Below are 19,920 nucleotides of genomic sequence, written 5' to 3'. Positions count from 1 at the left end.
CGCTCGGGCACCATCCGGACCATCTGCAACACTCGCCACACCCGTCGAACCGCCCTGACATGCGCCCCTGCCTCCCGGGCGTCACAAACTGCGGTCGAGTCCGGTGACGGCGGCCACGTCCTCGGCCGAGCCTACGAACTCCACCCGCACCTGATCACGACCGAATGCGTGCAGCAGCAGTTCGGCCGGCTCGCCGCGCAGCGTGACCGTCCGGTCGCCGGCCTTCCGGACGCTGACGCGGTCGCCGCCCGGCCGCTCGAGGACGACGCCGACCGGCGAGTGTCGGTAACTGCGGCGGCCGATTCCCGTCGTGAGCTTCCACAGTTTGTCCTGCATTCCGGCGGGCAACGTGCGTACCGACCAGTCGTCGTGCGCTCGGCGGACGTCCTCGTGATGGACGAACATCTCCGCGAGGTTGGCCTGCTCGTCGACCCAGTGGAACGGCGACCAGATCGGCGGACCGGACTCCACGTCGCCGAGAAGCGCGTTCCACTCCCGTGCCGCGATGCTCCGCTGAACGCGCTCGGTGTAGCCCTGCAGTGCCGAGACCATGATTCCCGGCGCCGCGTCGAGTCGGCGCTCGCGCAGCACGAGATGCGCGGCGAGGTCGCGGGCGGTCCAGTCACCGCACAGAGTGGGGGCGTCGGGGCCGACGGCGCGCATCGACTCGACGAGGGTGTGGCGTTCGTCACGGGCGTAGGGCACATCTCACCGTAACCGGATCGCCACCCGAACGCGCGAGGTTGTCGGTCCCGGCCTCTAGCGTGGAAGGTGAGCACACTCTCGGCGACGCAGACTGTGAGGAGCGACGAATGTCCAAGACCACCATGTCCGCTCACGAACGCGAGGAGTTCCTCGCCGATCTCCACGTCGGGGTGATCGCCGCCGACCGCGACGGCCGGGCACCGCTGGCGGTACCCATCTGGTATCACTACGCGCCCGGCGGCGACGTCGTGGTGTGGACCGAGCGCGGGACGGTGAAGGAGAAACTCATCCGCGCGAGCGGGCGGTTCAGCCTGTGCGCGCAGCAGGAAGACCCGCCCTATCGGTACGTGAGCGTCGAGGGCCCGGCGACGTTCCAGGACGAGGTCACCCCGGACGACATTCGGCCACTCGTGCGCCGCTACCTTCCGGAGGAGGAGGCCGAGAAGTTCATCGCGGACTCGTTCAACGATCGCGCAGTCGTGATCCGGATGCGCCCCCAGCGGTGGTACACCGTCGACTACGGCAAACTCGAGGCTTGATGCCTCAGCCGCGATCCGCTTTCCGGCGACGCCCGAACGGCCACAGTCGGCGGATCGTTATCCGTCGCGGCCGATCGAAACGCACCTGCCCCCGACGGACCTCCGCGTAGCCGGCCGCGGCGAGCGCAGCGCTCGCCTGCGCGCGCCGAATCCGACGTTGCTCCTCGTCGATCGTTTCCACCTCGACGGGCGGCGCCGTGGACCGCTCGATGCGCCAGCGCTCGACGACCTCGTCGGCGTCCACACGCCGGATCGGGACCTGCGGACCCGACGGGTTGCGCAGCCACGCCGCGATCCGACGGTTCAGCCCGGCTACCTCGTCGCGCACCTCACGCTCGGTGCGGGCGCCGCGCACCACGTCGCCCAGCCGTTCGATGTCCTTGCGCAGCCGCAGAGGTTCGGGCAGCAGCTCGTCGGCAGACAGCCCTTCGCGTTCGAGGTATCCCCGCACCCACCAGTCGTCGCCGTCGCGAGCGGGGATGGGCTTGCCCGCGCCCTCGAGGTTCTCGAACTCGCCGCGCTCGTAGGCGCCGCGAATCTGGGTCTCGACCCACGATTCGAAGGTCGCGCGCAGCGGCTTCCGCTCGACCATGACGAGGCGACCTCCTCACCCGCCGCGCGCGACCACGTCGAATCGGGTCAGGGCACTCCGATGACGGTCGGGACGATCATCGGCCGACGACGGTATTTCTCCGCGACCCAGCGTCCCACGACCCGGCGCACGGCCTGCGCGATCCGGTGGGTGTCGTTGATGCCCTCGGCGGCGAGGTCACCGAGGACCTTGTCGACGAGGCGTGCCGCCTCGGACAGGGCCTGCGGGTCGTCGGAGAAGCCGCGGCCACTGACCTCGGGTTCGCTGACGGCGCGGCCGGTCTCGTTGTCGATGGCGACGGAGATCGAGATGAACCCGCCCTCGCCCAGGATGAGCCGGTCCGACAGCGTCGAGTGGCCGACGTCGCCGACCGAGTTGCCGTCGACGTAGACGTGGCCGACGGGAACGCGTCCGACGATCTCGGCGAGACCGTCCACCATGTCCACGACGACACCGTCCTCGGCGAGGACGATCCGGTCCTTCGGCACTCCGGTGGCCTCGGCCAACGCCGCGTTGGCGCGCAGGTGACGCCATTCGCCGTGCACCGGCATCGCGTTGGTGGGCCGGACCGCGTTGTACAGGTACAGCAGCTCACCGGCGGACGCGTGCCCGGAGACGTGCACCTTGGCGTTCTGCTGCGTGACGACGGTCGCGCCGCGCTTGGCGAGACCGTTGACGACCGCGAACACCGAGTTCTCGTTGCCGGGGATCAGCGACGACGCGAGCACGACGAGGTCGTTGGCGCGGATGTTGATCTGGCGGTGTTCGCCGCGCGCCATGCGCGACAGGGCCGAGAGCGGCTCGCCCTGCGAACCGGTGGAGATCAGCACGAGCTTGTCGTCGGGCAGGTTCGCGGCGGTGTCGATGTCGACGACGAGGCCGTCCGGCACCGACAGGTAGCCGAGGTCCTGTGCGATCTGCATGTTGCGGACCATCGAGCGGCCCACGAACGCGACCCGGCGGTTGTACCGTTTGGCGACGTCGACGACCTGCTGGATGCGGTGCACATGACTCGCGAACGACGCGACGATCACCCGCTGGGTGGCCTTGCCGATGACGTTGTCGAGCACGCCGCCGATCTCCCGCTCGGGCGTGACGAAACCCGGCACCTCGGCGTTGGTGGAGTCGACGAGGAACAGGTCGACGCCCTCGTCACCGAGCCGGGAGAAACCGGCGAGGTCGGTGAGGCGGCCGTCGAGCGGCAGCTGGTCGAGCTTGATGTCGCCGGTGTGCAGCACCACGCCGGCCGACGTGCGGATCGCGACGGCGATCGCGTCGGGGATCGAGTGGTTGACGGCGAAGTACTCGCACTCGAACGGACCGTGCGTCGTATTGTCGCCCTCGACCACCTCCACGAGGTTGGGGCGCAGACGGTGCTCGCGGCACTTCGCGGCGACGAGCGCCAGCGTGAACTTCGCGCCGACGATCGGGATGTCCTGCCGCAGGCGCAGCAGGAACGGCACCGCGCCGATGTGGTCCTCGTGGCCGTGCGTGAGGATGATCGCCTCGACGTCGTCCATCCGGTCCTCGATGTACCGGAAGTCCGGGAGGATCAGGTCGACGCCGGGCTGCTGGTCCTCGGGGAACAGCACGCCGCAGTCGACGATCAGGAGCTTGCCCTGATGCTCGAAAACGGTCATGTTCCGGCCGATTTCGCCGATGCCACCGAGCGCGACCACGCGCAGCCCGTTCTTCGGCGCCTTCGGCGGCGGTCCGAGCCGGTCGGTGGGGTCGGCGGCGACGGGGACCGGGGCGGCCTTGCCGCGCGACGGCTTCCGCGATCCCGAGCGGCGTCCGGACGACTTCGCGGCCGGAGCCTGCTCCTGCTTGGGGGCCTGGGCCTGCTGCGCCGGCGCGGCGGCGGCCACGGGCTCGGCGACCTTCTCCGGCTGCTGAGCGCGCTCGGCGGCGGTGGCGGGCGGTCCGGCCTGACGAGAGGCGCTGCGGCGACGTGCGGGACGGGTCATGCCAGCACCCCCGCCGCGGCCAGATCTGCCGCCAGGATGTCGATCTGCTCGGTCGTGGGGGCGACCTGTGGCAGACGTGGATCCCCGACGTCGAGGCCCATCAGCCGCAGCCCTGCCTTGGACGCGCTGACGCCACCCAGCCGGGCCACGGACCGGTTCACCGGAACGAGGCTGAGGTTGATCTCGCGCGCCTTGGCGAGATCGCCCTGCATGAAGGCGGTGTGCAGCGCGCGCAGGCGCTGCGGGACGAGGTGACCGATGACGCTGACGAAGCCGACGGCACCCACCGAGAGCCACGGGAGATTGAGCGGGTCGTCGCCCGAGAAGAAGTCGAGATCGGTGGTCCCGATCAGCTCGGCGCCCGCGTTGAGATCGCCCTTGGCGTCCTTGACCGCGAGGATTCGTGGGTGATCGGCGAGACGGCGAATGGTCTCGGTCTCGATCGGGACCACGGAGCGGGGCGGAATGTCGTAGAGCATGACCGGCAGATCGGTGGCATCTGCGACGGCCGTGAAGTGTGCGTACAGACCTGCCTGCGGCGGACGCGAGTAGTACGGCGTCACGACGAGCAGACCGTGGGCGCCCGCCCGAGCCGCATCGCGCGCGAGTTCGACGCTGTGGGCGGTGTCGTTGCTGCCTGCACCGGCGACGATCTTGGCCCGATCGCCCACGGCCGCGATGACCGCGCGCAGCAGTTCCAGCTTCTCGTCCTCGGTGGTGGTGGGCGATTCGCCGGTGGTGCCGGCGAGCACGAGTCCGTCGCAACCGTTGTCGACGAGATGGGCGGCCAGCCGCACGCCGGCGTCTACGTCCAGCTTTCCGTCCTTGGTGAACGGGGTCACCATTGCCGTGAGGACGGTGCCGAACGGACGCTCGACGGAAGCAGCTGAATCACCGTAGGTCATGGTCAGAAGGCTACCCGGTCTCGCTCGCAGACTTGAACGCGACGGCACCGCGGACGACCCGACAACTCAGACGACCGCTGCGAACTCGCTCGTCGCCACCTCGGAACCGTCGGGCAATGTGAGGATTTCGAAGTCGCCGAACACATTCGGCGCCGCCACCTGCAGTTGCCGCAGGCACTCGATCGCGACATGTCGGATCTCGACGTCGGCGTGCTCGGTGGCCCGCATCTCGACGAAATGTCGCCAGGCCCGGTAGTTGCCGGTGACCACCACGCGGGTCTCGGTGGCATTCGGAAGCACCGAACGCGCCGCCTGCCGCGCCTGCTTGTTGCGGACGGGGCCGTTGGGCTCGTCGGCGAGCTTCTCCTCGAGCGCTTCGAGCAGTTCGGCATACGCGCCGCGACTGGCCTCGGTCGCCTTCGCGAACAGAGCCTCGAGCCGGGCGTCGCCGGCGATCGCGGGCGGAATCACGACGTTGGCGTCGTTCTCGCGAACGAAGCGCTGCGACAGCTGCGAATAGGAGAAGTGCCGGTGCCGGATCAGCTCGTGCGTGCACGATCGGGAGATGCCGCTGATATAGAAGCTGACGCTGCCGTGTTCGAGGACGGACAGGTGGCCGACCTCGAGCAGGTGGCGCAGATACCCGGCATTGGTCGCGGTGCGCGGGTTCGGCTTGGACCAACTCTGGTAGCACGCCCGCCCCGCGAACTCCGCAAGTGCCTCACCGCCGTCGGCGTCGGTTTCCCACGGGATGTCCGAGGGCGGGAAGAACTCCGTCTTCGCGACGAGTTGAACCTTCAGGGGCACCGCGTTGGGCACTGCACATCCTCCGGGGATCGTCCTTCACCTTTGCCCGACCCTATGCCGTGCACGTCGCGAGCGGCGCGGCGACACAACACCCGACCCCCGCACCCGGAATCTGGGACGATGTTCCTCGGGCCGCCGGGACTGGGACGAGCCCCACCCCGCGGTCCACAACTTCGGCGAGGGGAATTCGCATGCTGATCGACCTGTCCGATCGCACGGCTCTGGTCACCGGTTCCACCCAGGGCATCGGCTATGCCATCGCGACCGGTCTCGCCCGCGCGGGTGCGCGCGTCGTCCTCAACGGCCGCGGTGAGGAGCGAGTCGATGCAGCGGTCCGCACGGCGCGCGCGGAGTCCGGCAGCGAAGCCGTCGTCGGAGCGGTGGGCGACCTGGCGACCGCGGACGGCGCCGCCGCAGTCGTCGATGCCGAGCCCGCCGTCGACATCCTCGTCAACAACCTCGGCATCTTCGGGTCCGCTGCCCCGTTGGAGATCGACGACGAGGAGTGGCGCCGCTACTTCGAGGTCAACGTGCTCTCCGCCGTCCGGCTCATCCGCGCCTACCTGCCCGGGATGAAGGACCGCGGCTGGGGACGGATCCTCAACCTCGCCAGCGATTCGGCGGTGGCCGTTCCCGCCGAGATGATCCACTACGGCATGACGAAGACCTCTCTGCTCGCGGTGAGCCGTGGATTCGCCAAGGCCGCCGCCGGCAGCGGTGTCACGGTCAACTCCGTCATCGCCGGACCGACGCACACCGGCGGAGTCGAACAGTTCGTGCGCGAACTCGTGGGCGACGAGTTGCCCTGGGACGAGGCCCAGCACCGGTTCATGGTCGAGTACCGGCCCCAGTCGCTGCTGCAGCGTCTGATCGAACCCGAGGAGATCGCCAACATGGTGGTCTATCTCGCCTCGCCCTTCGCGTCCGCCACGACCGGCGGCGCCGTGCGCGTCGACGGCGGTTACGTCGACTCGATCCTGCCCTGAGCCACCCCGACACCTCGTGACGTCAGGTCGGCCTTGAAATGACGTCACAATGGCGTCATGCTGACGTCATGGATCTCACCGAGTACACGGCCCGCCTGCGCGACGACCTCACCGCCGCCGCTGCACTCGGGGACGAACAGACACAGAAGATTGCCTCGGCACTCGCGGCGGCGGTGGAACGTTCGGCGCAGCTGATGCTGGTGTCCGCGCTGTCCGACCTCGCCCGGGAGGCATCGGAGGAAATGGGCGACCGGACACTCCACGTGCGTTTCGACGGCACCGAGGCCACCGTCGAGTCGGCCCGTCGTCGGCCCGGCCATTCCACCGGAACCTCCGAACGCTCGGGCGACGACCGGGACCCCCGGGACTCTTCGGATGCGTACCGCACGCTCGAGGACGTCACCGGCGACATCAGTCGCGTCACCCTGCGCCTGGTCGATCAGATCAAGTCGCGCGCCGAGGAGGCCGCCCTGCAGGACGGGATGTCGCTCAATTCCTGGGTGTCCCAGGCCGTTCAGGGAGCGCTACGCGATCAGATGCGCCGGAGCCGCTCCGACGACGATCGGTGACGACAGCACCTCTCTTCGACGCCACCTGCCGGAATCGCGGCGCCGGTAATGGTCTAATTGCGTCTCGTCGTTCACTGTTTTCACAGCGTTGAGGAGTGGAGAGCATGGCTGTTTCCGGGGCAAAGGAATTCCAGGTCGAGGCCGCGCCGGCCGATGTGATGGCAGCGATCGCCGCCGTCGACCGTTTGCCCGAGTGGTCGTCCGCTCACAAGAAGGTCATCGTCGAGAGCACGCACGCGGACGGGCGGCCCTGCCGCGTCCGGATGACCGTGTCCATCATGGGCATCAACGACGAGCAGGTCGTCGACTACTCGTGGGACGGCGACACCGGCATGTCCTGGACCCTGGTCGAGAGCACGCAGCAGAACAGCCAGGACGGTTCCTACACGCTCACCCCGAAAGGCGACGGCACACTCGTGAAGTTCGCGCTCACCGTCGATCCCAAGATCCCGTTGCCGGGGTTCCTGCTGAAGAAGGCCCAGAAGATGGCCCTCGAGACAGCGAGCCAGGGCCTCACCAAGTTCGTCGACGGCAAGTAGGACCGACCCCCGTGCGGGCTACCCTCCGGGTCGCGGCGGCAAGCGCGTTCGTTCTCGTCGCCGCCGGCTGCGGCCACACCGTCGAAGGTGCCGCGGTCGCGAATCCGTTCGCACCGACGGCCGACAATCCCGATCCGTCGCTCGGAATCGAGGGCATCACGGTCGTCGAGTACCCGGTGGGGCTGCATGTCGGGGCGGACCAGCGGGTGGCTTACGACCGCACTCCCCCGTTCGGCGGCCCGCACGACGCGGTGTGGGCGGCGTGCACGGGCACGGTGTACGACCGGCCGATCCGCAGCGAGAACGCCGTGCATTCACTCGAGCACGGCGCGGTGTGGATCACCTACGACCCGGCGCTGGTCACCGGAGCTGCACTCGACCAGCTGGTCGATCGCGTCGACGGCCGCCCGTACCTGATGATGTCGCCGTATCCCGGTCTGTCCGTTCCGGTCTCGCTCCAGTCCTGGGGACACCAGCTGGTGGTCGACGGGCCGACCGATGCGCGGATCGATCACTTCGTGGACGCGCTCCGCTTGAACCGCAACACGTTTCCCGAGCCGGGCGCGACCTGCGCCACGCTGCCGGACGTCTTCGACGTAGACGATCCCCCGCCGTTCCAGGCGGGTCCGCCGGACCGGTCGGATCCGAACACCGTCCCGATGAACTGATCTCAGAGGTCGCCGGCCACGGTGACCGCGACGGTGGCACCGAGTTCGTAGCAGCTCTCGCGCACGGCCGCGTCGATCGGACCGGTGATCTCGACGATCCCGGCCGCCTGCACCAACTCCAGGCCGGTGACGATCTTCTGGACCGATTTCACCGCGCCCGCGGTGTCGTTGTTGCCGTGCACCCACAGCCCGAACGGACGTCCGGCGACCGCGTCGAGGCACGGGTAGTAGACGGTGTCGAAGAAGTGCTTGAGCGCCCCCGACATGTAGCCGAAGTTCGCGGACGTCCCGAACACGTAGCCGTCGGCGGCGAGGACGTCGACGGCCGTCGCGTGCAGCGCCGGGACGGACCGGACCGTCACACCGGTGATCTCGGGGTCGTGGGCGCCGGCCAGCACTGCCTCGAGCAGCTCCCGGGTCGCCGGGGAGGACGTGTGGTGCACGACCAGCAGTGTCTTGCCCGGGGACCCGTCAGCCATGGGTCAGCTCTCCCGCTCGTGCTTCTCGAGCGCGACGGCGCGCCGCATGGTCTCGCGTGCCCGGCCACGGTCGCCCGCGTAGTCGTACGCCCGCGCCAGCCGGTAGGAGTTGCGCCAGTTGTCGGGATCGGCTTCCCACTCCTGTTTGACCTGAGCGAACAGCTCGTCGGCGGCGTCCCGCTCGATGCGGCCGGACGGGCGTCGCGGCAGGTCGTCGACGTCGAGTTCGAGGCCCTCGTCGTGCATGCGGCGGGCGAGGTGCTGGTGCGCCAGTCCCGATCGGATGGTCGCGACGACCATCCACACACCGAGGAACGGCAGCACCAGCACGGCGATGCCCAACACGACCGGCACGGCGCGACCGTCCTGGATCAGCGCGATGCCGCGCTGGCCGAGCAGCACGAAGTAGAACGCGAGCGCGACGACGATCGCCGCGATCGCGACGACGACCCGCGTCGACTGGTTCTTCACAGGTCCAGCAGGGGGTCGATGCCGACGGTGAGGCCCGGGCGCTTGCCGATCTCCCGCACTCCCAGCAGCACGCCGGGGGCGAAGGAGTTCCGGTCGATCGAGTCGTGCCGGATGGTGAGCGTCTCGCCCTGCGTGCCGAGTAGCACCTCCTGGTGGGCGACGAGCCCGGCGAGGCGGATCGAGTGGACGCGCACGCCGTTGACGTCGGCGCCACGTGCGCCTTCGAGTTCGGTGGTGGTGGCATCGGGGCTCGGCCCGCGGCCGGCCTTCTCGCGTGCCTCGGCGATGAGCGCGGCTGTCCGGTACGCGGTACCCGACGGCGCGTCAGCCTTGTTCGGGTGGTGCAGTTCGATCACCTCGACCGAGTCGAAGAAGCGGGCCGCGGCGGCCGCGAAGCGCATCGACAGCACCGCACCGATCGCGAAGTTCGGGGCGATCAGCACCCCGACACCCGGGTTGTCGTCGAGCCATGCCTGCACCTGCGCGAGGCGGGCGTCGTCGAAGCCGGTGGTGCCGACGACGGCGTGGATGCCGTTGGCGATCAGGAACTGCAGGTTGTCCATGACCACGTCGGGATGAGTGAAGTCGATGACCACCTGCGTGCGCTGATCGACGAAGTGCTCGATACGCTCACCCTGGTCGACACCGGCCACCAGTTCGAGGTCGTCGGCCTGCTCGACGGCCTCGCACATCGCGCGGCCCACCTTGCCCTTGGCACCGAGAACACCGACCCTGATGGGTGCTGCTGAAGTCACGTACACGCTCCGCCCGAAGTCCCTGAATCCCTGAATGCGTTCGAGACAAGCCTACGATGCGGCGGTCCGCGGCCCGCATCCGACGCTCGACCGTCAGAGGCGAACGGCGGTGATGAACAGACTCGAACGCGACGGGTCCCCGTTCGGGCTCTCGAGCGGCCGGCCGAACCGTTCGGCGACGTCCGCCGAGCGCTCGGCCTCGACATCCCATCCGTGCTCGGTCAACCATGCCGCGGGATCGAACGGTCCGTCGTCGGGCCACAGCGATTCGATGTCGACACCGAACAGGTCGCGCGCACGCTGCGCCGACTCCTCCTGCATCATGGCGCGGACGTCGTCGATGTGCTCCACCTCGAATCGGCTCCCGGGCGCGGACAACTCGGTCACCGACCGGCAGAGCCGCTCCTTCGCGGCGTTGGGAAGGAACGGCAGCAATCCCTCCGCCAGCCACGCCGACGGCTGCGCGCGATCGAAACCCTTCTCCTGCAGTGCTTGCGGCCAGTCCTCACGCAGATCGACCGCCACCACCCGCCGGTCGGCGCGCACACGCGCATCCTCGGCGGCCAGGACGTCGTCCTTGAAGGACAGCACTTTCGGAGCGTCCAGTTCGTAGATCGTGGTGCCGTCCGGCCAGTCCAGACGGTAGGCGCGGACGTCCAGGCCCGCGGCGAGCAGGACCATCTGGCCGATGCCCGCCCGACCGGCCGCACCGAAGTAGTCGTCGAAGTAGCGCGAGCGCACCCCCATGTAGTCGGCCATCGACCGCCACGGCATTTCACGGCCGTCGGCATCCTCGAGCCGCGTCGGCATCGGAGCCGGTGGCGCCGCGGCTTCGACGAACGCCGCCGCGTACGGATCGGAGACGAGACCCCCGTCCCGATTCGTCTCCATCGCCCGGCCTGCCGCCACCCCCAGTGCCGTGATCCCGACACCGGTCACGATGTCCCACTCCGCCAGTTCGTCCATGTCCCGTCAGCCCCGTCCCTGCCGTCGCTGCGATCTCGGAATTCGATGCCGGACAGTCATTTCAGGCGCCGACGGCGGCACCGACCACGGATCGGACGGGCGCCCGATCCCACCGACCGACGCAATTTCGAGGCTACCCCCGTCCACGGAACCGAACGCTGGGATTCCGCTGCGAAGCACGGCGAGCGGACCGTACCGTCGAGGGAGGGGGGCACCGACGGCACGTCGATCGTCAGAAGGGTCGTCCCGGTGGGCGCAGCGAGCGGAAACCGCGAATCCGGTGACTTCGGCCGGCAGATCCTGCCGATCCCGGACCGGACGCATGCCGGCACCGTGCTGTACGACGCGAAGGACCCGGACTCGCGATTCACTCCGCTGCGCCCGCTGCGTCCGCCGGACGGGTCACCGAACGTGCTGATCGTGTTACTCGACGACGTGGGTTTCGGGGCGTCGAGTGCGTTCGGCGGGCCGGCTCAGACGCCGACCGCACAGCGCCTCGCCGACGACGGCCTGAAGTACACCCGGTTCCATACGACCGCACTGTGCTCACCGACGCGGGCGGCCCTGCTCACCGGGCGGAACCATCACACGGTGGGAATGGGCAGCATCACCGAGATGGCGACCGCCGCGCCCGGCTACACCTCCGTCCGGCCGGACACGTGCGCGCCGCTCGCCGAGATCCTCAAACTCAACGGTTACGCCACCGCGCACGTCGGCAAGTGCCACGAGGTCCCGATCTGGGAGACCAGCCCGGTGGGGCCGTTCGACCGCTGGCCGTCACCGGGTAACGGCTTCGAGTACTTCTACGGCTTCCTCGGCGGCGAGACCGACCAGTGGTATCCCACCCTGCACGAGGGCACCGGCCGGGTGGAGCCGTGGGGCACCCCGGAAGAGGGCTACCACCTCACCGAGGACCTGGCCGACAAGGCGATCGCGTGGGTGCGGCAGCAGAAGGTCCTCACACCCGACAAGCCGTTCTTCCTGTACTTCGCCCCCGGCGCCACACACGCTCCGCACCACGTTCCGCAGCAGTGGGCCCAACGGTACCGGGGACGGTTCGACGACGGTTGGGACGTGCTTCGGGAGCGGATCTTCGCGCGGCAGAAGGAACTCGGCGTCGTGCCCGCGGATGCCGAACTCACCCGTCGGCACGACGCGATTCCCGCCTGGGACGAGATGGACGAGAGGTTGCTTCCGGTCCTGCGGCGGCAGATGGAGAACTACGCGGGGTTCCTCGAGCACACCGACCACCAGGTCGGTCGCGTGGTCGAGGAGATCGACCGGATCGGGGCCCTGGACGACACGCTGGTGTTCTACGTCATCGGCGACAACGGCGCGTCGGCCGAGGGCACGCTCCAGGGCACGTCCAACGAACTGATCAGCCTCAACGGGATGGCGGGCATCGAGACGCCCGAGTTCCTGCTGGGTGCGCTGGACAAGCTCGGCGGCCCCGACTCGTCCCCGCACTACGCGGTGGGCTGGGCGCACGCGATGGACACCCCGTACCAGTGGACCAAGCAGGTCGCCTCACACTGGGGCGGGACCCGCAACGGCACGGTGGTGCACTGGCCGCGCGGATTCGCAGCGCGCGGCGAGGTGCGCAACCAGTTCCACCACGTCGTCGACGTCGCCCCGACGGTCCTCGCGGCCGCCGGGATCCCGGCGCCGACGACGGTGAACGGCGTCCGGCAGCACCCGCTCGAGGGTGTCGACATGGCATACAGCTTTCACGACGCGGCGGCGCCCGAGCGGCACGTGACGCAGTACTTCGAGATGCTCGGCAACCGTGGGATCTACCACCGGGGCTGGTCGGCGGTCACCAAGCACCGGACGCCGTGGCAGATTCCCGGCGGCCCAGGCATCGCGTTCGACGACGACGTGTGGGAGCTGTACGACGGCGCCGCCGACTGGACCCAGGCGCGTGACCTCGCGAAGGAGTACCCCGAGCGGCTGCGCGAGCTGCAGCGGCTGTTCCTGATCGAGGCGACCCGGTACAACGTGCTGCCGCTGGACGACCGCACCTTCGAGCGCGTGCTGCCCGGGCTGTCGGGCAAACCGCGGCTCGTACCCGGCAATCGGCAGGTGCTGCTGCCCGGGATGCAGGCGCTGCTCGAGATGCACATCGTGAACTGCCGCAACCGATCCTGGTCGCTCACCGCGCAGGTCGACGTCCCCGACGGCGGTGCCCGCGGTGTGATCCTCAACCTCGGCGGGCACGCCGGAGGCTGGTCGTTCTACTTCAGGGACGGCCGACCTACGTTCTGTTACAACCTGTTCGGGATCGAGCGCAGCTACATCCGAGCTCCCGACACGGTCGGCGTGGGGCTGCACCAGGTGCGCAGCGAGTTCGCGTACGACGGCGGCGGACTCGGCAAGGGCGGCACCGTGACACTCTTCGTCGACGGCACCGCCGTCGCGGAGGGTCGTGTCGAGCGGACCGAGCCGATCGGTTTCGGCTACGAGTTCTCCGATGTCGGCCGAGACAGTCTGTCCACCGTCACGCCGGAGTATCCGACGGGCGACAACGCGTTCACCGGCCGGATCGACTGGGTGCAGATCGAGGCCGGAGAGGACGGTCACGATCATCTGGTCGATCCCGCGGACGTCGTGCGGGTGGCGATGTACCGGCAGTGACGGCCCGGTCTATCGGACGATTCCCCGCACCGACGCCGGCAGGTCCCGCTTGCGCCGGTACGGTCCGACGACCGCGGCCGCGAACGGACGCCGCAGCAGCACCCGCGCCACCTCGCGCACCTCGTCGGTGGTGACCTCGTCGATGCGCGCGAGCGTCTCGGAAACCGACTGGTGGTTGCCGTAGTTCAGTTCACTGCGCCCGATCCGGGTCATCCGCGAACCCGAGTCCTCGAGGCCCAGCACCAGCGATCCGCGCAACGATCCCTTCGCCCGCGCGCACTCGGCGTCGGTGATGCCGTCGGACGCGACGTTGGCGAGCACCTCGCGGATCAAAGTCGCCACTTCGCCGAGATTCTCTGGTTGGCATCCGGCGTACACCGAGAACGCACCGGTGTCGGCGAACGTGTCCACCCCGGAATAGACCGAGTACGCCAGCCCCCGCTCCTCGCGAATCTCTTGGAACAGACGGGAACTCAGGCCGCCGCCGACGGCCGCGTTGAGCACCGACAGTGGCCATCGGTGGCCCTCGTGCCGACCGAAGGCTCGCACACCGAGCGCCAGATGCGCCTGCTCGCTGTCGCGCTTGGTCAGGCTCAGGGTCGGTGCCGTCCGCAGCCGGATCGCGCCACCGCGCCGGGGCGCGGGATCGACGTCACGGTCGAGGTGCCCGGAGAACGCCGCCCGCACCAACTCCACGGTGTGCTCGTGTTCGACGTTGCCGGCGACCGCGACCACCATCCGCTCGGGGGTGTAACGGCGCACGTGGAAGGAGTGCAGCTGGCTCCGCGTCATCGACTCGATGGAGTCGACGCTGCCGATCACGGGACGCCCCACCGGGTGGTCGCCGAAGAGCGCGGTCAGGAACGCGTCGCCGAGCAGGTCCTCGGGATCGTCGTCCCGCATCGAGATCTCCTCGAGCACCACCTGGCGCTCGACGTCGACGTCGACTGCGCGGCAACGGCCCCGCAGCACCACGTCGCTCACGAGGTCCACGGCGAGCGGCAGATCGTCGTCGAGCACGTGCGCGTAGAAGCACGTGTGTTCCTTCGACGTGAAGGCGTTGAGTTCGCCGCCGACACCGTCCATCACCTGCGCGATGTCGAGCGCCGTCCGGGTCGGGGTGGACTTGAACAGCAGGTGTTCGAGGAAGTGCGCGGCGCCCGCGACGGACGGCTGTTCGTCGCGTGAGCCCACACCGACCCAGACGCCGACGGACGCCGAACGAACGCCCGGCACGTGTTCGGTGACGACCCGGAGGCCGCCGGGGAGGGCGGTGCGCTGGACGCCGGTCTGCGGGCGGGTGTTCGGTGCGGAGCCCCGTCGGGGCTTCTCGCGAAGGGATTGAGCCATATGGCGGTTCGTGTTTCCTCGAGGCCGGGAGAGTCTGCGACAGCGGGCGAGTCTGCGACAGTCCGGACATGTGCCGGAAGGGGTGGTGAACGTCGATCCACGATACACCGCGGACCAAACGCCTCGGCCCCGCACGGACGAACCGTGCGGGGCCGAGGCGCAGTGCTGTGACCGGCCTACTCGGCGGCGGCGTCACCCTCGGCGGGAGCGGCGGAGCCCTCCGCAGCATCCTCCACGGGGATCAGCGAGATCTTGCCGCGATTGTCGATGTCGGCGATCTCGACGCGGAGCTTGGAGCCCACGTTGACGACGTCCTCGACCTTGGCGATCCGCTTGCCGTTGCCCAGCTTGGAGATGTGCACCAGTCCGTCGCGGCCCGGGAGCAGCGAGACGAACGCGCCGAAGGCGGTGGTCTTGACGACCGTGCCCAGGAAACGCTCGCCCACCTTGGGCAGCTGCGGGTTGGCGATGGCGTTGATCTTGTCGATCGCGGCCTGCGCGGACGGACCGTCCGCGGCACCGACGTACACCGTGCCGTCATCCTCGATGGAGATGTTGGCGCCGGTCTCCTCGGTGATCGAGTTGATCATCTTGCCCTTGGGGCCGATGACCTCACCGATCTTGTCCACGGGCACCTTGATGGTGGTGATCCGCGGCGCGTACGGGCTCATCTCGTCCGGGGCGTCGATGGCCTCGGCCATGACCTCGAGGATCGTGGTGCGGGCGTCGTGGGCCTGCGACAGCGCGCCGGCGAGGACCTGCGACGGGATGCCGTCGAGCTTCGTGTCGAGCTGCAGGGCCGTGACGAAGTTCTTGGTGCCCGCAACCTTGAAGTCCATGTCGCCGAAGGCATCCTCGGCACCGAGGATGTCGGTGAGCGCGACGTACCGGGTCTCCCCGTCGACCTCGTCGGAGACCAGGCCCATCGCGATGCCGGCGACGGGAGCCTTGAGCGGCACACCGGCGTTCAGCAGCGACAGCGTCGAGGCGCAGACCGAGCCCATCGAGGTGGAACCGTTGGAGCTCAGTGCCTCCGAGACCTGCCGGATCGCGTACGGGAACTCTTCCTGGCTCGGCAGCACCGGCACGAGGGCGCGCTCGGCGAGTGCGCCGTGGCCGATCTCGCGACGCTTCGGCGAACCGACGCGACCGGTCTCACCGGTCGAGTACGGCGGGAAGTTGTAGTGGTGCATGTAGCGCTTGCTGGTCTCGGGACCGAGCGAGTCGACCTGCTGCGCCATCTTGACCATGTCGAGGGTGGTGACACCCATGATCTGGGTCTCGCCACGCTCGAACAGCGCCGAACCGTGGGCCCGCGGGATCACGGCGACCTCGGCGGACAGCGACCGGATATCGGTGATGCCACGGCCGTCGATGCGGAACTGGTCGCGCAGGATGCGCTGGCGCACAAGCTTCTTCGTCAGCGAGCGGAACGCTGCGCCGATCTCCTTCTCGCGCCCCTCGAACTGCGGTGCGACCTGCTCGAGAACCTCGGCCTTGACCTCGTCGGTCTTGTCGTCGCGTTCCTGCTTGCCGGCGATGGACAGCGCCTCGGAAAGCGGAGCGGCCGCAGCCTTCTCCACCGCGGCGTACACGTCGTCCTGGTACGCCGGGAACAACGGGTACTCGCCGGTGGGCTTGGCGGCCTTCTCGGCCAGCGCCTGCTGCGCGCCGCACAGGCTCGCGATGAACGGCTTGGCGGCCTCGAGGCCCTCGGCCACGATCGCCTCGGTCGGCGCCTGGGCGCCACCGTCGATCAGGCTGATGACGTTCTCGGTGGCCTCGGCCTCGACCATCATGATCGCGACGTCACCGGACTCGACCACGCGGCCCGCGACGACCATGTCGAAGACGGCGCTCTCGAGCTGCTCGACGGTCGGGAACGCGACCCACTGGCCCTTCTTGTTCTCCTCCGAGGTGATCAGCGCAACGCGCACGCCACCGACGGGACCGGAGAACGGCAGACCGGCGATCTGCGTCGACGCGGATGCCGCGTTGATCGCGACGACGTCGTACAGATCCTTGGGATCGAGACTCAGGACCGTGACGACGACCTGGATCTCGTTGCGGAGGCCGTCGACGAACGACGGGCGCAGCGGCCGGTCGATCAGGCGGCAGGTCAGGATCGCGTCGGTGGAGGGACGTCCCTCACGACGGAAGAACGAGCCGGGGATGCGACCCGCGGCGTACATACGCTCCTCGACGTCCACCGTCAGCGGGAAGAAGTCGAAGTGTTCCTTGGGCTGCTTGCTGGCCGAGGTGGCCGACAGCAGCATGGTCTCGTCGTCCAGGTAGGCGACGACGGCGCCGGCGGCCTGCTGCGCGAGGCGCCCGGTCTCGAAACGAACGGTGCGGGTGCCGTAGCTCCCGTTGTCGATGACGGCGGTGGACTCGAACACGCCCTCTTCGACCTCTACTGCGGAATTGTCTGTCATTGCTTCTCTTCTCTTCCCTCTCGTCTTTTGCCGCTCCACATCGGCATGTGCCCGTGGTGGTCGCGGCTGTTCACCCCAGCGCGGAGGCGGCCGTCGATCGAAGCCGGCCGGAACTCGTCCGGATGGCCACTACCGAAGACCGACGCCACGGCTACGGGGACGGGTGGCAGTCGTACACACCCTGGTGGTGCAAACACCGATAGCCAACGAGGCTCAGTCTAAACAGTGCCTCGTTGGCTATCGGTGAGGTCGGCGAAGCGATTCGCCGGACGACCGTCTTATCGGCGCAGGCCGAGACGCTCGATGAGCGAGCGGTAACGGTTGATGTCGACCTTCTGGACGTACTTCAGCAGACGACGACGGCGTCCGACCAGCAGCAGCAGGCCGCGGCGGGAGTGGTGGTCGTGCTTGTGCATCTTCAGGTGCTCGGTGAGATCGACGATGCGCTTGGTGAGCATGGCCACCTGCGCCTCCGGCGAACCGGTGTCGGTCTCGTGCAGTCCGTACTCGCCGAGGATCTGCTTCTTCTGCTCGGTGGTCAATGCCACTTGGTGCACTCCTGTAACTGACGTCCGCGTGAAAGGAACCGGATCTCGCAGGTCTCCCCGCACATCCGACGGTGTGGCCGCCGCGAACCGCAGCACACACCAGCGGTAGAGCCTACCAGGCCGCACGGGCCGTCAACGATCGGCCGCCTCCGCGAGGATGGCGCGGGCCTTCTCGGCGTCGCGGCCCATCTCCTCGATGAGGGCCTCGACCGAGTCGAACTTCTCCATCCCACGCACCCGCTGGACGAAGTCGACCGCCACGTGCTGGCCGTACAGGTCCGCCTCCCGGTCGAGGACGAAGGCCTCCACCGTCCGGGTGCGGCCGGAGAACGTGGGGTTCGTGCCGACCGAGACGGCCGCGGCGTACCGCTTGCCGGGTTCGACCGTGCCCTCCACGGGGCCGGGCCCCAGCACCGTGAACCAGGCCGCGTACACGCCGTCGGCAGGAATCGCGGAGTACATCGGCGGCGCGATGTTCGCAGTCGGGAACCCGAGCCCGCGACCACGGCCGTCCCCGTGCACGACGACACCCTCGACGCGGTGCGGGCGCCCCAGCGCCTCGGCGGCCGCCGCGACGTCCCCGGCGTCGACGCACGAGCGGATGTAGGTCGACGAGAAGGTCACCGCGTGCTCCGCGAGCAGGTTCACACCGTCCACCGCGAAGCCGAACCGCGCGCCGGTCCGGCGCAGCAGATCGACGTTCCCGGCCGCTTTGCGTCCGAACGTGAAGTTCTCCCCCACCACGACCTCGGAGACGTGGAGCCGCTCGACGAGGATCTCGTGGACGTACCGCTCGGGCGAGAGCTTCATGAACTCGGTGGTGAACGGCATGACGCAGAAGACGTCGATACCCAGCTCCTCGGCCAGTTCGGCCCGCCGCGGCAGCGTCGTCAACTGCGCCGGATGACTACCCGGCCGCACCACCTCAGCGGGATGCGGATCGAATGTCATCAGGACACTGGGGATTCCACGCTCTCGGGCCGCGTCCACCGCACGGGAAATCAGTTGCGCGTGCCCACGATGCACGCCGTCGAAAACGCCGATCGTCAGGACGCAACGCCCCCAGTCCGCCGGCACATCGTCCAGACCTCGCCATCTCTGCACAGGTGGCAGCCTACGGCCACGGCACACACCGGTCACGTTCGGACCGACCCTGCGGCCCGAATCCGCTGATCATGTTGCGCAATCGCCGAACCGAACAGGAGGTGATGTGTGTCCCACGTGATGGTTGCCTAAGCTCGTAACCGTGGCCACGCAGAAATCAGACGCACCCGCACCGAGCGAGGTGACGCACCCGGAGACCTTGTCGTCGGTGGCACAGGACTACCTCAAGGTCATCTGGACCGTCCAGGAATGGTCTCGGGAGCGGGTGTCGACCAAGCTCCTCTCGGAGCGGATCGGCGTCTCCGCCTCCACCGTCTCCGAAGCCATCCGGAAGCTGTCCGACCAGGGACTGGTCGATCACGCCCGGTACGGGTCGATCGCCCTCACGGACGCCGGCCGCTCGGCGGCGGTGTCCATGGTGCGCCGACACCGGTTGATCGAGACGTTCCTCGTGAACGAGCTCGGCTACGGGTGGGACGAGGTCCACGACGAGGCCGAGGTCCTCGAACATGCGGTGTCCGACCGGATGATCGACCGGATCGACGCCAAGCTCGGCTTCCCCGAACGCGATCCGCACGGTGATCCCATCCCGGCAGCGGACGGATCGGTGCCCACTCCCCCGGCGCGGCAACTGAGCGACTACCAGGACGGCGAGTCCGGGCGGGTCGCCCGGATCTCCGACGCCGATCCGGCGATGCTCCGCTACTTCGATTCCGTCGGCATCGCACTCGACACCGACATCACGGTGATCGAGCGGCGCGACTTCGCGGGCACCGTGTCGATTCGGCTCGGCGCCGACCCCGCCACCGGCAACATCGACCTCGGCAACCCTGCGGCACAAGCCATCTGGCTGGTCTAGGCTCGGTTCACGCACGCCGCGACCGAGGCGGGCAACCGATCG

The 19,920-nt window shown here is 68.8% G+C and carries 20 protein-coding genes; 7 read left to right on the top strand and 13 right to left on the bottom strand.

Annotation, left to right across the window (positions count from 1 at the left end; genetic code table 11):
* Nucleotides 1-81: 81 nt before the first annotated feature.
* Nucleotides 82-705: a TIGR03085 family metal-binding protein gene (locus C7H75_RS10705; protein WP_106851330.1), complete on the bottom strand. Its 624-nt coding sequence runs from the start codon at nucleotides 703-705 to the stop codon at nucleotides 82-84.
* A 107-nt stretch (nucleotides 706-812) separates the two neighbouring features.
* Between C7H75_RS10705 and C7H75_RS10700 the strand changes: the two genes are divergently transcribed.
* On the top strand, nucleotides 813-1,244 hold the full coding sequence (locus C7H75_RS10700; RefSeq protein WP_005513750.1) for a pyridoxamine 5'-phosphate oxidase family protein: 432 nt from the start codon (nucleotides 813-815) through the stop codon (nucleotides 1,242-1,244).
* A 4-nt stretch (nucleotides 1,245-1,248) separates the two neighbouring features.
* Here the strand turns inward: C7H75_RS10700 and C7H75_RS10695 are convergent, their stop codons facing one another.
* From C7H75_RS10695 to thyX, 4 genes are all read right to left on the bottom strand, one after another.
* On the bottom strand, nucleotides 1,249-1,836 hold the full coding sequence (locus tag C7H75_RS10695) for a DnaJ family domain-containing protein (RefSeq protein ID WP_106851329.1): 588 nt from the start codon (nucleotides 1,834-1,836) through the stop codon (nucleotides 1,249-1,251).
* 47 nt (nucleotides 1,837-1,883) lie between these two features.
* Nucleotides 1,884-3,803 (bottom strand): ribonuclease J, encoded by a 1,920-nt coding sequence (locus C7H75_RS10690; protein ID WP_106851328.1) that lies wholly within the window; start codon nucleotides 3,801-3,803, stop codon nucleotides 1,884-1,886.
* The gene (gene dapA, locus C7H75_RS10685; RefSeq protein WP_022595492.1) at nucleotides 3,800-4,708 is read right to left on the bottom strand and encodes a 4-hydroxy-tetrahydrodipicolinate synthase; all 909 of its coding nucleotides are present in this window, start codon (nucleotides 4,706-4,708) and stop codon (nucleotides 3,800-3,802) included. Before dapA ends, C7H75_RS10690 begins: the two co-directional genes overlap by 4 nt.
* 66 nt (nucleotides 4,709-4,774) lie before the next feature.
* On the bottom strand, nucleotides 4,775-5,527 hold the full coding sequence (gene thyX / locus C7H75_RS10680; protein ID WP_064076409.1) for an FAD-dependent thymidylate synthase: 753 nt from the start codon (nucleotides 5,525-5,527) through the stop codon (nucleotides 4,775-4,777).
* A gap of 179 nt (nucleotides 5,528-5,706) precedes the next feature.
* On the opposite strand from thyX, the gene C7H75_RS10675 reads away from it, so the two are divergent.
* The 4 genes from C7H75_RS10675 to C7H75_RS10660 all read left to right on the top strand — a co-directional run bounded on the left by C7H75_RS10675 (nucleotide 5,707) and on the right by C7H75_RS10660 (nucleotide 8,277).
* The gene (locus tag C7H75_RS10675) at nucleotides 5,707-6,501 is read left to right on the top strand and encodes an SDR family NAD(P)-dependent oxidoreductase (protein WP_106851327.1); all 795 of its coding nucleotides are present in this window, start codon (nucleotides 5,707-5,709) and stop codon (nucleotides 6,499-6,501) included.
* Between the two features lie 68 nt (nucleotides 6,502-6,569).
* A complete protein-coding gene (locus C7H75_RS10670) occupies nucleotides 6,570-7,070 on the top strand; it encodes a hypothetical protein (RefSeq protein WP_064079152.1) in 501 nt (166 codons plus the stop codon).
* 104 nt (nucleotides 7,071-7,174) lie between these two features.
* On the top strand, nucleotides 7,175-7,609 hold the full coding sequence (locus C7H75_RS10665) for an SRPBCC family protein (RefSeq protein ID WP_013415764.1): 435 nt from the start codon (nucleotides 7,175-7,177) through the stop codon (nucleotides 7,607-7,609).
* A gap of 11 nt (nucleotides 7,610-7,620) precedes the next feature.
* The gene (locus C7H75_RS10660; RefSeq protein WP_005513758.1) at nucleotides 7,621-8,277 is read left to right on the top strand and encodes a thioredoxin-like domain-containing protein; all 657 of its coding nucleotides are present in this window, start codon (nucleotides 7,621-7,623) and stop codon (nucleotides 8,275-8,277) included.
* A 2-nt stretch (nucleotides 8,278-8,279) separates the two neighbouring features.
* Here C7H75_RS10660 and C7H75_RS10655 read toward each other — a convergent pair whose 3' ends face one another.
* The 4 genes from C7H75_RS10655 to C7H75_RS10640 all read right to left on the bottom strand — a co-directional run bounded on the left by C7H75_RS10655 (nucleotide 8,280) and on the right by C7H75_RS10640 (nucleotide 10,948).
* Complete coding sequence (locus tag C7H75_RS10655) at nucleotides 8,280-8,756, bottom strand: flavodoxin family protein (protein WP_005513759.1); 477 nt, start codon at nucleotides 8,754-8,756, stop codon at nucleotides 8,280-8,282.
* Between the two features lie 3 nt (nucleotides 8,757-8,759).
* Nucleotides 8,760-9,227, bottom strand: coding sequence for a hypothetical protein (locus C7H75_RS10650; protein ID WP_005513760.1), 468 nt, complete (start codon nucleotides 9,225-9,227; stop codon nucleotides 8,760-8,762).
* Complete coding sequence (gene dapB / locus C7H75_RS10645) at nucleotides 9,224-9,982, bottom strand: 4-hydroxy-tetrahydrodipicolinate reductase (protein ID WP_005513761.1); 759 nt, start codon at nucleotides 9,980-9,982, stop codon at nucleotides 9,224-9,226. The genes C7H75_RS10650 and dapB overlap by 4 nt, the downstream gene beginning before the upstream one ends.
* 93 nt (nucleotides 9,983-10,075) lie before the next feature.
* The gene (locus C7H75_RS10640) at nucleotides 10,076-10,948 is read right to left on the bottom strand and encodes an SAM-dependent methyltransferase (RefSeq protein ID WP_005513766.1); all 873 of its coding nucleotides are present in this window, start codon (nucleotides 10,946-10,948) and stop codon (nucleotides 10,076-10,078) included.
* Between the two features lie 249 nt (nucleotides 10,949-11,197).
* Between C7H75_RS10640 and C7H75_RS10635 the strand changes: the two genes are divergently transcribed.
* Complete coding sequence (locus tag C7H75_RS10635) at nucleotides 11,198-13,582, top strand: arylsulfatase (protein WP_084987598.1); 2,385 nt, start codon at nucleotides 11,198-11,200, stop codon at nucleotides 13,580-13,582.
* 9 nt (nucleotides 13,583-13,591) lie between these two features.
* On the opposite strand, the gene C7H75_RS10630 is transcribed toward C7H75_RS10635, so the two are convergent.
* From C7H75_RS10630 to C7H75_RS10615, 4 genes are all read right to left on the bottom strand, one after another.
* Complete coding sequence (locus tag C7H75_RS10630; RefSeq protein WP_106851326.1) at nucleotides 13,592-14,932, bottom strand: M16 family metallopeptidase; 1,341 nt, start codon at nucleotides 14,930-14,932, stop codon at nucleotides 13,592-13,594.
* Nucleotides 14,933-15,108: 176 nt separating this feature from the next.
* Complete coding sequence (locus tag C7H75_RS10625; RefSeq protein ID WP_013415760.1) at nucleotides 15,109-17,367, bottom strand: polyribonucleotide nucleotidyltransferase; 2,259 nt, start codon at nucleotides 17,365-17,367, stop codon at nucleotides 15,109-15,111.
* Nucleotides 17,368-17,645: 278 nt separating this feature from the next.
* Nucleotides 17,646-17,915 carry a 30S ribosomal protein S15 gene (gene rpsO / locus C7H75_RS10620; protein WP_005513774.1) on the bottom strand — a complete coding sequence of 90 codons (270 nt, stop codon included), beginning with the start codon at nucleotides 17,913-17,915 and terminating at the stop codon, nucleotides 17,646-17,648.
* A 132-nt stretch (nucleotides 17,916-18,047) separates the two neighbouring features.
* Nucleotides 18,048-19,019, bottom strand: a complete 972-nt coding sequence (locus C7H75_RS10615; RefSeq protein ID WP_013415759.1) for a bifunctional riboflavin kinase/FAD synthetase — start codon at nucleotides 19,017-19,019, stop codon at nucleotides 18,048-18,050.
* A 181-nt stretch (nucleotides 19,020-19,200) separates the two neighbouring features.
* On the opposite strand from C7H75_RS10615, the gene C7H75_RS10610 reads away from it, so the two are divergent.
* Complete coding sequence (locus C7H75_RS10610; protein WP_139813265.1) at nucleotides 19,201-19,878, top strand: metal-dependent transcriptional regulator; 678 nt, start codon at nucleotides 19,201-19,203, stop codon at nucleotides 19,876-19,878.
* Nucleotides 19,879-19,920: the final 42 nt, after the last annotated feature.

It is taken from the genome of Rhodococcus (subgen. Prescottella) equi (assembly GCF_003013675.1).
Taxonomy (GTDB): Bacteria; Actinomycetota; Actinomycetes; order Mycobacteriales; family Mycobacteriaceae; genus Prescottella; species Prescottella equi.
Note: the sequence above shows the minus strand (reverse complement) of the source record. Positions and strands in the feature narration are given on the sequence as shown.